The sequence below is a fragment of the Mesorhizobium sp. M0437 genome (genome assembly GCF_040321335.1).
Lineage (GTDB): Bacteria > Pseudomonadota > Alphaproteobacteria > Rhizobiales > Rhizobiaceae > Mesorhizobium.
Map to the genome: position 1 here is coordinate 40,838 of NZ_JAMYRK010000026.1, position 12,528 is coordinate 53,365.

The following is a 12,528-nucleotide window of genomic DNA, read 5'->3' on the forward strand; positions in this document are numbered from 1 at the left end:
GGCGCTACACCAGCCAGTTCTCGACCTTCAGGCCTTTGATCCGGTTGAACTCCCCGGTGTTGGCGGTCACCAGGGTAGTTCCAAGCGCACGGGCGTGGGCAGCAATAAAAAGGTCATTTTGGGCGATGGTCTGGCCCCTGCCTTCCAGTTCTGCGCGAATCGCGCCGTACTCGGCATCCACCGGCACATCGAGCGGCAAGACGGGAATCTCAGTTAGCAATTCCTCGACCTTCTTGTGCAACTTGGCTGATCTTTTCTTGACGCAGCCATATCGCAGTTCCGACGCGACCACGATGCTGGTACACACGGCGGCGTCTCCCACGCGCAGGACAGCGCTTGCGGCTTTCCCGGCCGGATTTCGGATCATGTCGCTGACAATGTTCGTGTCCAGCATGAACCGCATCAAAAAAATTCCTCGGATTTGACAGGCATATCCTCGACTTCGGGAAAGTCTTCCTCGGCACCGGGCGGCGGCTCTTTCGCCCATTGCGCGAGCAGTGCGGTGAGGCCAGGTTTGCGGACCGGCTCGATGATCAGGCGGTCGCCTTCACGGCTGATCAAGACCTTTTCGCCGGGAAGTTCGAACTCGACGGGAATGCGCACCGCCTGGCTGCGATTGTTACGAAACAGCTTCGCCTCCTTCGGCGGGGTTGTTGAATGGCGGTGTTGAGACATGACAACAGCTCCCTTGTATATACTATTTGTATATGCCAGACGGGGCGGCGATGCAATCGCCTTGCACCGCGTTGGCCGGCCGGGAACCATCGTGCACGCCGACGGCATCGGCGCCGCTGCCAAGCTGTCCTGAGACTCTGCTTGAAAGAAAAAACCAGAAATCGCCCACAGCGGGAATATTTCTTCTATCGACAACGTGGAGCGGCCGCTCTGCGTGCCTCGTCGCGCACGATGCCTTGCCGCTATGGTCCGGCATTAAGCTCATGGCATTGGAGCCTGTTTTCATGAAGCGATTTTTGCTTGGCATCGCCACGTTGGCCGGCCTCTTCCTCGCATCCTCCCAAGCCTGGTCGGCCGACAAATTGCTCAATGCTTCCTATGATGTCGGGCGCGAACTGTTTGCGCAGGTCAACAAGGCGTTCGTCGCCGGCCACCCCGGCGTCACCATCGATCAGTCGCATGCCGGAACCTCGGCACAAGCACGCGCCATCGCCGAAGGCCTCGGCGCCGACGTGGTCACGTTCAACCAGGTCATCGACATCGACTTCCTGGTCAAGAAGGGCCTCATCTCCGCCGACTGGCAGAAGGACTTTCCGGACAACGCCTCGCCTTTCTATTCGCTGCCCTCCTTCCTGGTGCGCGCCGGCAATCCAAAGCATATCAAGGATTGGAATGATCTCGTGCGCGACGACGTCCAGGTGATCTTGCCTAATCCGAAAACATCGGGCAATGCGCGCTACACCTATCTCGCGGCCACCGCCTACGCCAAGGAAGCCTTCAAGGGCGACGATGCGAAGGTGAAGGAGTTCGTGACAAAGCTTTTCAACAACGTGCCGGTGTTCGACAGCGGCGGGCGCGCCGCGACCACCACTTTCGTGCAGCGCGAAATCGGCGACGTACTCATCACCTTCGAGTCGGAAACGCGCGGCGTCCGCAAGGAGTATGGCGAGGACAAGTTCGAGCAGGTAACGCCTTCGGTCAGCCTGTTGGCGGAATTTCCGGTGGCGATCGTCGACACGGTTGCAGACGAGCATGGCACGCGCGATCTCGCCAAGACCTATCTCGACTTCCTCTATACACCGGAGGGCCAGGACATCGCCGCCCGCAACGGCCTGCGGGCCCGGGACGCGGCGGTCGCTGCCAAATATAAGGCTGAGTTTCCCGATGTCCGCCTGCTGACGGTGGAGGAGGTCTTCGGCGGCTGGGCCAAGGTCCAGGCCGAGCACTTTGCAGCGGGCGGCCTGCTCGACCAGACTTATGGCAGCCGCTGAGGCGAAATTCCAACGTTGACAGAAGCCGGCTTTGCCGGCTTCTTTGCTTTCGCGCTGCGAAAGGTGATTCTGGCACTTTCCAGGCGCATTCCGTCCAAAAGGTTACAAAGAATCAACGCGTTTGTGCCTACCGTGAGAACGGACGGCTTGTTTTCGCGAACGGCTTCGCGTGATCAAACCGTCATGATTTGCACACAAACAGCCGCCAGACGCAGGTGGTTGGGGCTTCATGGGTTGACTCGGGGCATGCTTACCAAAAAAGGCAAATACGGCCTCAAGGCCCTCGTGCATCTGTCGGGCCTGCCGGTCGGCCAGCTCGCATTCGTCAACGACATTGCGGTCGCCAATAACATCCCCAAGAAATTCCTGGATGCCATCCTGGGCGAGTTGCGTAACGCCGGCTTCGTCCAGAGCCGCAAGGGCAAGGAAGGCGGTTACCGCCTTGCCCGGCCGGCTTCCGAGATCAAGATCGGCCATGTCGTGCGTGTCCTCGACGGGCCGCTGGCGCCGATCCCTTGCGCCAGCCGCACCCAATACCAGCGCTGCGAGGATTGCGACGAGGCGACCTGCCAGGTTCGGCACATGATGCTGGAGGTCCGGCAGGCGATCGCCGAGGTGCTGGACAACCGCAGCCTCGCGGCCATGCGCGACGCCGACAATGACGATTTCCCAGTCGAACTGACGTCGCAAATCTAGCGCGCGAGCAGGCTCAAGGCAGTCGCGACGGTGTCGGCGCCCGGACGCGTGCCATCCAGGGCCATTGCCGCCTCGTCCGCCGCTGGCGCCTTGAGCGTGGCGAACTGGCTGTCGACCAGGCTTGCCGGCATGAAATGACCCTTGCGATTGCCGACGCGCTGTTTTGCTGTTGCCGGGTCGATCTCCAGGTAAACGAAAACGATATCCGGGCAAAAGCCGCGCAGGCGATCGCGGTAGCTGCGCTTCAGCGCCGAGCAGGCGGCGACCACACCTTGCCGGCTTGCGACCGACGCGGCCATCCGCTGGCCGATCGCGTCGAGCCAGCCTTCGCGCAGCGCGTCGGTGAGCGGCTGGCCGCTCGCCATGCGCGCGACGTTTTCGGGCGGATGCAGCCTGTCGCCTTCGATAAAGACGGCGCCCAATGCCGCTGCAAGCGCTTCGCCGACAACCGACTTGCCGCAGCCGGCAACGCCCATCACCACGATGGCGGGTACCGTTCGAACAGTGCTCGCCGGCTTATATGCCACGTCTTTACCGGTCATGCAGGTCAGCGGCTTGCCGGCGCGCGGCCATAGAGCAGCAGCATGGCGACGATGACGACGCCGTAGATGATCTGCCGTCCCGCCTCCGGCATCTGCATGACAGAGAGAATGGACTGCAGAAGCGTGATCAGGATTACCCCGGCGACTGTGCCGAGATAGGAGCCGCGCCCACCGAGGATCGACGTGCCGCCGAGCACCACCGCGGCGATCGACGGCAGCAGATAGGCGTCGCCCATCGACTGTGCCGCCTTGGAGGCATAGCCGGCCAACAGCACGCCGCCGAAGGCGGAGAGCCCGCCCGAAACCGCAAAGGCGATCATCACCACGCGCCTTGTATCGATGCCGGAAAGATAGGCTGCGCGCTCGCGATTGCCGATGCCATAGACGGTGCGGCCGAAGCCGGTGCGGGTCAGCACGAACACCATTGCGGCGCCGATCAGCGCCCAGATGAGGACGGCGTTGGGCACGGCAGGAACGGCAAAGCCGGTCGCCAGATAGCGCATCGCACCGGTCGCCGAATCCTGCGGCGAGAAACCGCCCGTGTAGACCACCATCAGCCCCTGCGCGACGGCGTTGGTGGCAAGCGTGATGATCATCGAGGGAATGCGCAGATAGGCGACGCCGATGCCGTTGACGATGCCGATCAGAACACCGCAGAAGATGCCGAACGGAATGGCAAGCGCCACGCCGACCGGGCCGTATGCGGCCGCGGCACAGGCCATCATCGCGCCGGCCGCCACCGACCAGGGCACCGACAGGTCGATCTGGCCGAGCAGGATGACCAGCATCATGCCGGTCGCGATGACGCCAAGAAACGACGCCACCTTGAGCTGCTGCAAAAGGTATTCAGGCGACAGGAAGCTGCGCGAATAGAGGCTGCCGAGGAACAGCAGCAGCACGATACAGGCGAACGCCGTCAGCACCGCCGGGTCGGCGCGGCGGAGGAATTTCGGCATGCGGCCGGCGAGACCACTCACAGTCGTTTCGCTCACAGGAACCACTCCAGCCGATTGCGGACCCGAAACAGGGCGAAGGCGCCGAGGCTGACCGCGATCAGCAGAATGACGCCCTGGAACAGGGGCTGCCAGAGCGGATCGAAATCGAAGACGAACAGCAGGTCGCCGATGGTGCGGAAGGCAAGCGCGCCGAAGATCGCGCCGATGGCGCTGCCCTTGCCGCCGAACAGCGACACGCCGCCAAGCACGACCGCGGCAATCGAAAACAGCGTATAGGCGTTGCCGCTGGCATAGGCCGCATCACCGGTATAGGTGAAGAACGTCAGGAACAGCCCGCCGATCGCGGCAAGCAGACCGGCAAGCGCATAGGCGGCGAACTTTCCACGCCGGATCGGCACGCCGGACATGTAGGCCGCCATCTCCGAGGAGCCGGCTGCATAAGCGGCGCGGCCTAGCACCGACCGGCTGAACGGCACCCAGACCACGAGCACGACCGCCAGCAGCGTCACCAGACTCGCTGGCACAAAACCAAACAGGCGCCCGGTCAGCGCATCGGCGAGCCCTTCATTGACCGAGCCGCCGGGAAACGGCCGAAGCAGCAGCGCGATGCCGAAATAGACCGCGCCGGTGGCGATGGTGGCGACGATCGGCTGCAGGCGTCCATAGATAACGATCGCACCGTTGATTGCCCCGCACAGCAGCCCGGTGCCGAGCACGGCGAGGACGCCGAAGGCGGTCTCGATGCCGGTGCCGACGACCAGCCACGACGCCAGGCAGTTGGTCAGCGTGAAGATCATCCCGACCGAGAGATCGATGCCGGCGGTGATGACCACCAGCGTCTGCGCCATCGCGACGAAGGCGAGCAGCACGCCCTTGTTCGAGGCCGTCTGTACGACATTGGCGGTGAAGCCCGCCGGATGGTTCGAGGTGTAGATGACGAACATGACAATGAAGATGCCGAACGCCAGCAACGTTCCGCGCTGTTCGGCAAGCCAGTAGCGCCAATCCTTCACGCGTCCGCTCCTTGCTTTGGCATCTCTTCGTGAATGTTGAGCGCGCTGGCGATCAGCACCCGCTCGGTGATTTCGGCGCCGACCAGTTCGCGCTTGACCGCGCCGTCATAGAGCACCAGCACGCGGTCGCAGCAGCCGATCAGCTCGTCATAGTCGGTCGAATAGAAGAGGATCGCCGCACCCTGGTCGGCAAGCTTGCGCATCAACTGGTAAAGCTCCTGCTTGGTGCCGACATCGATGCCGCGCGTCGGATCGTTGAGCAGGATGATGCGCGGCTGCCGCATCAGCCATTTGGCGATGACGACCTTCTGCTGGTTGCCGCCGGACAGCGCGCCGACCGAAATGTCGAGGCCGGCGGTTTTGATCGCCAGAAGACCGACCATGTCGTCGATCAGCCGCTGCTCGGCGGCGCGATCGATGATGCCGGCCCTGGACAGCCGATCGAGGGCGGCAAAGGAGAGGTTTTCGCGCACCGTCATCGGCAGCATCAGCCCCTCGGTCTTGCGGTCCTCCGGGATCAGCGCCATGCCGATCCGGTCATCGCGCGCCGCGGCCGGGCTGGCGATCGCCACCGGCCTGCCGTCGATCAGGATCTGGCCCGACAGGCCACGCAGCACACCGAAGAAGGCGAGCAGCAATTCGCGCTGGCCCTGGCCGTCGAGGCCGCCAAGCCCGACCACCTCGCCCGCCCCGACCGATAGCGAGACATCGTGCAGCCGATCCGTCCAGGACAGGCTGCGCGCCTCCAGAACCGGCGTGGCTGCGGCAGCCGCCCGCGCGGGCTTGGGCGGAAAGATGTGGCTGTATTCGCGCCCGATCATCAGTTCGACGACCTCGTTGTCGCTTTTTGTACCGGCCGCGTAGCTGGCGACATTGCGGCCGTTGCGGAACACCGTGCACTGGTCGGCCAACTCGGCGATCTCGTTCATGCGGTGCGATATATAGAGCAGCGCCAGCCCTTCCGAACGCAGCCGCTTCAACACGGCGAAAACTCTGGCGACGTCGGCCGCGGTCAGCGCCGAGGTCGCCTCGTCGAGGATCAGGATGCGTGGCTTGCGCGCCAGTGCCTTGGCGATCTCGACCATCTGCCTTCTTGAAAGAGGAAGATCCTTGACCAGCGCCAGCGGATGGATATCGGAGGCGCCGGCGCGAGCAAGGGCTTCTTCGGCGATGCGGCGCTGCGCCTTGCGGTCGATCATGCCGAAACGCTTCGGCGGATCGGAAATGACGATGTTGTCGGCAACGCTGAGTTCGGGGACGAGCGACAGCTCCTGGAAGATGCAGACGATGCCGGCCTGGTTGGCGGCGGCCGGCGAAGCGAAGGTAACTTCGCTTCCGTCCAGCATCATGCGGCCCTCGTCGGGCGCAACAACCCCCGCCATGACCTTGATCAGCGTCGATTTGCCGGCGCCGTTCTCGCCGAGAATGGCGTGGATGCTGCCTGGAGTGACCGACAGTTCGGCCTTCTCCAGCGCCCGCACGCCGCCATAGCGCTTGGATATGCCTTCCATGCGGAAGAGCGGAACCGCACCGTCCATCGGCCCTCCCCAGGCGCTTGGCAATCAGGATGTCGAGCGCCGACGCCGCGGGATCTCCCGCGGCGTCGGGCTGTCGGAGTTTACTGGTTTTCCTTGCTCTGGCCCATGATTTCCTGCGCCGTGAAATTGATGCCGCAGGTCGGGAAGGAATTGCCGACGAAGAAATTGTCGGATTGGTCGGGGAAGTAGTCCTGGCCTGCCTTGAAGTTCGGATCCTCGACGATCGCCAGCGGCAGCTTGACCGCTTGCGGCACGACCTGGCCTTCAAGTGCTGCAATCGCCGTCTTGATGGCAACCGCGACCTGCGCCGGGCCGGTGCCGGCCGACGAGCATTTCAGGCCGTCAGCGGCGAACTTGGCGCAGAATTTGCGGAAGCCGTTCTCCGTCTCGCCGCCGAAGGGCACGAACGGATGCTTGGCATCGATCATCGCCTGCACGATGCCGGTATCGCCGCCCTGTCCGGTAATGCCGTCGAAGGGGCCGTTGGTGGCAATGGCATCGGCCGTAGCCTTTTGCGCAACGCCGTCATCCCACTTGCCGACGACCTCGGTGACATCCCATTTCTTGCCGGAAGCGTCGAGAACCTCGTGGATGCCGTTATGGCGGTCGGTATCGACGGATGTGCCGGCGACGCCGCGCACTTCCAGCACCTTGCCGCCGTTCGGCACGTGCTTGACCAGCCAGTTGCCCCACAATTCGCCAAGGCCTTTCTGGTCGACATTGACGTTGATGGCATCCTTGGTGTCGAGGATGTTGTCGAAGGCGACCAGCACCACGCCGGCTTCCTTGGCCCGTTTGATGACAGGACCGAATGAGGTCGGGTTCTGGGCGTTGACGACAATCGCGTCATAGCCGGAATCGATGAAATTGTTGATCGCCGAAATCTGCGCCGGCACGTCTTCGCCGGTCGAGACCACCTTGAATTCCTTGAGCTTGGCCGCGACGTCCGGCTGCGCTGCATAGGCCTTTGCCGTCTGCACCATCTGGATGCGCCATGTGTTGGCGATATAGCCGTTGGCCAGAGCGATGCGGTACGGGCCGTCTTTCTTGGGGAACTTGAAGAACTGCGTATCGGCCGACCAGGGCGCGAAGCAGTCAGGCTCGGCCGATGGCCCCTTGACGATTTCAGGATCGGCGATCGCCGACGAGCTCAGCATGACGAAAGCAGTGGCGGCAACGATACCGCCAACGAGTGACTTGATCATCGATATTCCTCCCAGTTGCAGTTTTGTTTGTTGTTACGCCGATGAATTTGCGCTTTTCCGGCCCGGCACCTGCCGCCGTACCCGTCGCGCGTTCAGGTGGCCGAATGCCGACCCGATCCCCTCCTTTGCTGCCCGGCTAGTCCCGCAAAAACTATCATATTATACATAATAAACAAGCATGAGCTGTCGCTTATGTATAATAAACAGCCCCCATCCTCTGAGCGAAGTACTGCCCGGCGATAACTGGTAGCGCTACCATGACGTAGTGTAAAGCGCCATTGCGTTGAAGCGCGCTTCAGCGCGCCGTGCTTTCACGCCGCTTGAGTTCGAAGCCGAGGTCGACGACCCGCTGTTCCGGCCTGTTGCCTTCGATCGCCGCAAGCGCCATGGCGACCGCCCGCCGGCCGATCTCGTAGCGATACGTCCGAACGCTGGTGACCGACGGAAAAGCCACCTCCATCATGTCGAGATCGTTGAAGCCGACGATGCCGATCGTCTTCGGTACGGCGATCGAAGCGCGGTGGCATTCGAACAGCACCCCGAGTGCTATATCGTCATTGTTGCAGAACACGCCGTCGAGGCTCGGCACCTTGGCCAGCGCGTCGCGGAACAATTCGCGGCCGAGGGTGACGCTGGAGGGCACCGGCGTGGTGGTGGTGAGCCTCGGATCGAACAGGCCGGCCGCCTCCATCGCCGCGCGATAGCCGGCAAGCCGCCGCTGCGAACGCGGATCCATGCGCGCACCGATGAAGCCGATCCGGCGATAGCCTGCCTCGATCAGATGTTCCGCAGCCGCCTTGCCGCCCTCGAAATGTGAGAAACCGACCATCATGTCGACCGGATCGGGCCCGGTCTCCATCACCTGCACCACCGGACAGCCTGCCGTTTCCAGCAGTTTTCGCGAGGCCGGCGTCTGGTCGATGCCGGCCACGATCAGCGCCGCCGGGCGTTGCGGGCCAAACACCTGCAGCAGCCGCTCTTCCTCGAGGCCGGAATAGTGGGTGTTGCCGAGCTGAATCCGGAAAGGGCCGTCCGACAGGCTGTCGTAGATGCCGCGCACCACTTCGGCAAAGACGTTGTTGGTAAGCGACGGCACCAGAACGCCAAAGACCTCGGCGCGCGCCGAAGCCAGCGCCCGCGCATTCGGGTCGGGCACATAGCCGAGCTCGTTCACGGCCGACTCGATCTGGCGGCGCAGATCTTCCGAGACACGCCCCGGCTCACGCAGGGCGCGCGATACGGTAATGGCGCCGACGCCGGCCTTGCGGGCGACGTCGGCGATGGTCGGGCGGCCGCCGCCGCGGCGTGAGCGCGGCTTGATCACCGTACTCGTCCGGACGCCGGGCAACCGCCCACACGCGACCGTGAAACGATGTTCAGCGTTTTTGAAACTGCTGCCATGCCAAACTGGCCCGTTGCCACACCTTGTCTGGCGTCGCGCAGCCTTCGGCTGTTGTCAAGCGACGGCCGGAGAGACTGTATCCGTACCGCTGTGCTTCAGGCCGCCACAGCAGCGCTGCGCCGGGCCTTCCACAGCAGCAGCACCATGGCCAAAATATTCAGCAGGTTCCAGGCAATGCCGTTGAGGAACGCGGCGGCATAGGAGCCGGTCAGATCGTAGATCCAGCCCGACATCCAGCCGCCGATCGCCATGCCGAAGATGGTCGCCATCATGACGATGCCGACGCGCTGGCCAGCCTCCTTGGCTGGCATATATTCGCGCACGATGATCGCATAACAGGGCACGATGCCGCCCTGCGACAGGCCGAAGACCAGCGAGACGACATAGAGCGAGGCAAGCCCGTCGAACGGGATATAGAACAACAGCGACAGGCATTGCAGCACCGAACCGATCAGCAGGGTTTTCACGCCGCCGATGCGATCGGCAAGGAAGCCCGAGCCTAGCCGGCTGACGACGCCCGCCGCCAGCATGATCGACAGCATATCGGCGCCATGCGCCACGCCGTAGCCGAGATCCATGCAGTAGGCGACGATATGGACTTGCGGCATCGACATCGCCACGCAGCAGCCGAGCCCGGCCACGATGAGCAGCGCCTGCAAGGCCGCCGGCGACAGGGAGATCGGCTGGACCACGCGGCTGCCCGGCGATCCCGGAGCCGCCTGGGGCGGTGCGCCGCGCCGGAGCAGCAGGATCAAGGGCACCATGGTGACCAGGCAGACGGCGCCGATCGCGGCATAGGTGAAGCGCCAGCCTTGCGCCTGCATGACATAGGGCATCGCCGTCGGCCAGATCGCTCCGGCGAGATAGTTGCCGGATGCGGCAGCAGTCACCGCGACGCCGCGGCGCCGGTTGAACCAGTGCGAGATGTCGGCGATCAGCGGCCCGAAGATCGCCGACGAGCCAACGCCGATCAACAGGCCCTGGACGAGGGTGAACTGCAGGATCGAACTGGTCAGCGACGCCAGCAGGAAGCCGGCGCCAAGTGTAATCGCGGCAATCAGCGCCGGGATCCAATACCCCATGCGGTCGATGGCGCGGCCGAACAGCACATTACCGGCGGCAAAGCCGACCATGGTCGCGGTGTAGGGCATCGAGGCAGCGGCGCGGTCGACGCCGAATTCTGCCTGCACGGCAGGCAGCACCACGACCACCGCCCACATGCCGACCCCGCCGATCGTTGCCAGCAGCATCGAGATGCCCAGCCGTATCCAGGCATAGGCACTGTCGATGCCGGAACTTCCTGCCTGGCTTGAGACGATTGGGGTCAAGAGCGTTTCCTGTCCGCAGTTCGTGAATCGGCGGTTCTGACCACTATCGGCGCATTCGCATCGCCGAGCAGCGCCACGATAGGCAAATCCGTGGCTCCAGGGATTCGGGCCGAAGTGGAACAGGGGTGCGCCATAAGGCGTTTTCTGGCAACGACCTAGTGGAAGGAGTTTGCCATGACCGCGCAACGGAAATGGTCCGCCGACGTCACCGAGCACAGCGACGCGCTGGACCTCGAGGAACACATCTTCGAATCCCACGATCCCAAGAAGATCGCCGCCTCTTTGAAGCGATCGGCCGAGCACAGCGACCGACGCAAGGCAGGGCCGTTTCAATCCGCCATGTCGATGCTGAATTTCTACATCAACCGCGCCGGCAAGAACCTGCCGGCGGCGCAGAAGAAAGTGCTGGAGGACGCCAAAGACGAGCTGCGCGCCCTTTTTGGCCGCCCAAAGGAAGATTAGGGTCAGTCTCCATTAATTGGTTCTGCCAAATTCGGCTGAACTGGACCTAGTGACAGGGCCTCTTTGTCGCCAGTCTGCAGGCTCGGCTTGTATTCCCAAGCCCGCAAAAGCCTGGCGTCATGACGGTCAAGATCGGCATCAATCCCATCACCTGGAGCAATGACGACGTTCCGGCGCTTGGCGGGGATACGTCCTTGGAGACCTGCCTGTCGGAAACGGCGCTGGCCGGCTACCGCGGCACCGAACTCGGCGGCAAATTTCCGCGCCAGGCCGAAGTGCTTGGGCCGCTCCTGTCTTCCTATGGCCTAGAACTCGTCTCCGGCTGGTATGATGGCCGCATTCTCGACCGCACGGTCGACGAGGAGTTCGCGGCGATCACCCCACATCTTCAGCTGTTGCGCGACCTTGGCGCCAGGATCGTCGTCTACGCCGACACCTCGCGCGGTCGCCATGACGGCATTTTCGCACCGATCTCCGAGCGTCCGCGCCTCGCCGACAGCGACTGGCCGTCCTATGGCGTGAAACTGACCGCCCTCGCCGACCGCATGGCCGCATTCGGGGTCGGCATGGCCTTCCACCACCACATGGGCACCATCGTCGAAACGGACGATGAAGTCGACGGGCTGATGGCGGCGACGGGCCGAAGCGTCGGCCTGTTGTTCGATACCGGCCACTGCCTGTTTTCGGGCGGCGACCCGCAATCGCTGCTGCAACGGCATCTCGACCGTATCGTGCATTTCCATTGCAAGGACGTTCGCAGAGCGGTGTTGGAACGGGCACGCCGCGAGGACATGAGCTTCATGGCGGCGGTAATGGACGGCATTTTTACCGTGCCCGGCGACGGCTCGATCGATTTCCTGTCATTGCTGAAAACCCTCGCCGCGCGCGGCTATGAAGGCTGGCTCGTTGTCGAAGCCGAGCAGGATCCGGCCAAGGCGCATCCGCTGACCTATGCCAGCAAGGGCTATTTCTCGCTGCTCGCCACCGCCCGCGAGGCCGGCTTCGAAGTGGCGACGCGGCAGGCAAACTGACCGGCCCGCATTTGCGAGCCGGGGGAACACGATGGGCGCGCGCCTCGATGGGGTTAGCGACGCGAAAGCGCCCGGCGATCCGCGCCGCCTTGCGCCCAGCGCGGCGCGGATCGCAGAATCCCGGCTCTGGATTGCAAACCCCGACTTTCAAGCTTGAGGCCGGCCGGAAGCCGTGCCTTGATGCAACCGAGGAGGAGCGACATGGCTTTCGAAGCTGCGCTTGGCATGGAACGGCTTTGCACCATCCGCGAGATTGCCGAGAAGGCGGAACTTGGCGCCGCCACCGTGCATCGCGCGCTGAAGAACAGCCGCGAGATCCGCCCCGAAACCAGGCGACTGGTGCTCGACACCGTCTGCCGGCTCAACGAGGAAAAGATCGCCCGCGCCGCCCGGTTCGTCGGGGGATAGT

At 63.5% G+C, this 12,528-nt stretch carries 14 protein-coding genes; 5 read left to right on the top strand and 9 right to left on the bottom strand.

Annotation, left to right across the window (positions count from 1 at the left end; genetic code table 11):
• Positions 1 to 4: 4 nt before the first annotated feature.
• Together NKI72_RS18030 and NKI72_RS18035 are read right to left on the bottom strand one after the other, a co-directional pair.
• Positions 5 to 403: a type II toxin-antitoxin system VapC family toxin gene (locus tag NKI72_RS18030; RefSeq protein ID WP_502901225.1), complete on the bottom strand. Its 399-nt coding sequence runs from the start codon at positions 401 to 403 to the stop codon at positions 5 to 7.
• The gene (locus NKI72_RS18035) at positions 403 to 675 is read right to left on the bottom strand and encodes an antitoxin (protein WP_352473543.1); all 273 of its coding nucleotides are present in this window, start codon (positions 673 to 675) and stop codon (positions 403 to 405) included. Before NKI72_RS18035 ends, NKI72_RS18030 begins: the two co-directional genes overlap by 1 nt.
• Positions 676 to 959: 284 nt before the next feature.
• Between NKI72_RS18035 and NKI72_RS18040 the strand changes: the two genes are divergently transcribed.
• Positions 960 to 1,946 (top strand): sulfate ABC transporter substrate-binding protein, encoded by a 987-nt coding sequence (locus tag NKI72_RS18040; RefSeq protein WP_352850437.1) that lies wholly within the window; start codon positions 960 to 962, stop codon positions 1,944 to 1,946.
• A 246-nt stretch (positions 1,947 to 2,192) separates the two neighbouring features.
• Complete coding sequence (locus tag NKI72_RS18045) at positions 2,193 to 2,642, top strand: RrF2 family transcriptional regulator (protein WP_006202816.1); 450 nt, start codon at positions 2,193 to 2,195, stop codon at positions 2,640 to 2,642.
• On the opposite strand, the gene NKI72_RS18050 is transcribed toward NKI72_RS18045, so the two are convergent.
• The 7 genes from NKI72_RS18050 to NKI72_RS18080 form a co-directional block, all read right to left on the bottom strand.
• Positions 2,639 to 3,184, bottom strand: a complete 546-nt coding sequence (locus NKI72_RS18050) for a gluconokinase (protein WP_352850439.1) — start codon at positions 3,182 to 3,184, stop codon at positions 2,639 to 2,641. The genes NKI72_RS18045 and NKI72_RS18050 overlap by 4 nt on opposite strands.
• Before the next feature lie 5 nt (positions 3,185 to 3,189).
• The gene (locus tag NKI72_RS18055) at positions 3,190 to 4,176 is read right to left on the bottom strand and encodes an ABC transporter permease (RefSeq protein WP_352465244.1); all 987 of its coding nucleotides are present in this window, start codon (positions 4,174 to 4,176) and stop codon (positions 3,190 to 3,192) included.
• On the bottom strand, positions 4,173 to 5,153 hold the full coding sequence (locus NKI72_RS18060) for an ABC transporter permease (RefSeq protein WP_352850440.1): 981 nt from the start codon (positions 5,151 to 5,153) through the stop codon (positions 4,173 to 4,175). The genes NKI72_RS18055 and NKI72_RS18060 overlap by 4 nt, the downstream gene beginning before the upstream one ends.
• Positions 5,150 to 6,691: a sugar ABC transporter ATP-binding protein gene (locus NKI72_RS18065; RefSeq protein WP_352850443.1), complete on the bottom strand. Its 1,542-nt coding sequence runs from the start codon at positions 6,689 to 6,691 to the stop codon at positions 5,150 to 5,152. Before NKI72_RS18065 ends, NKI72_RS18060 begins: the two co-directional genes overlap by 4 nt.
• An 80-nt stretch (positions 6,692 to 6,771) precedes the next feature.
• On the bottom strand, positions 6,772 to 7,896 hold the full coding sequence (locus NKI72_RS18070; protein ID WP_352850445.1) for a sugar ABC transporter substrate-binding protein: 1,125 nt from the start codon (positions 7,894 to 7,896) through the stop codon (positions 6,772 to 6,774).
• Between the two features lie 295 nt (positions 7,897 to 8,191).
• On the bottom strand, positions 8,192 to 9,220 hold the full coding sequence (gntR, locus tag NKI72_RS18075; RefSeq protein ID WP_352571764.1) for an HTH-type transcriptional regulator GntR: 1,029 nt from the start codon (positions 9,218 to 9,220) through the stop codon (positions 8,192 to 8,194).
• A 173-nt stretch (positions 9,221 to 9,393) separates the two neighbouring features.
• Positions 9,394 to 10,548: an MFS transporter gene (locus tag NKI72_RS18080; protein WP_502908960.1), complete on the bottom strand. Its 1,155-nt coding sequence runs from the start codon at positions 10,546 to 10,548 to the stop codon at positions 9,394 to 9,396.
• Positions 10,549 to 10,800: 252 nt separating this feature from the next.
• Here NKI72_RS18080 and NKI72_RS18085 point away from each other — a divergent pair, with 252 nt between their 5' ends.
• From NKI72_RS18085 to NKI72_RS18095, 3 genes are all read left to right on the top strand, one after another.
• Positions 10,801 to 11,088, top strand: a complete 288-nt coding sequence (locus NKI72_RS18085) for a DUF3175 domain-containing protein (protein WP_023675825.1) — start codon at positions 10,801 to 10,803, stop codon at positions 11,086 to 11,088.
• A gap of 119 nt (positions 11,089 to 11,207) precedes the next feature.
• Positions 11,208 to 12,119 carry a myo-inosose-2 dehydratase gene (gene iolE / locus NKI72_RS18090; protein ID WP_352850447.1) on the top strand — a complete coding sequence of 304 codons (912 nt, stop codon included), beginning with the start codon at positions 11,208 to 11,210 and terminating at the stop codon, positions 12,117 to 12,119.
• A 201-nt stretch (positions 12,120 to 12,320) separates the two neighbouring features.
• On the top strand, positions 12,321 to 12,527 hold the full coding sequence (locus tag NKI72_RS18095; protein WP_352453276.1) for a LacI family DNA-binding transcriptional regulator: 207 nt from the start codon (positions 12,321 to 12,323) through the stop codon (positions 12,525 to 12,527).
• Position 12,528: the final 1 nt, after the last annotated feature.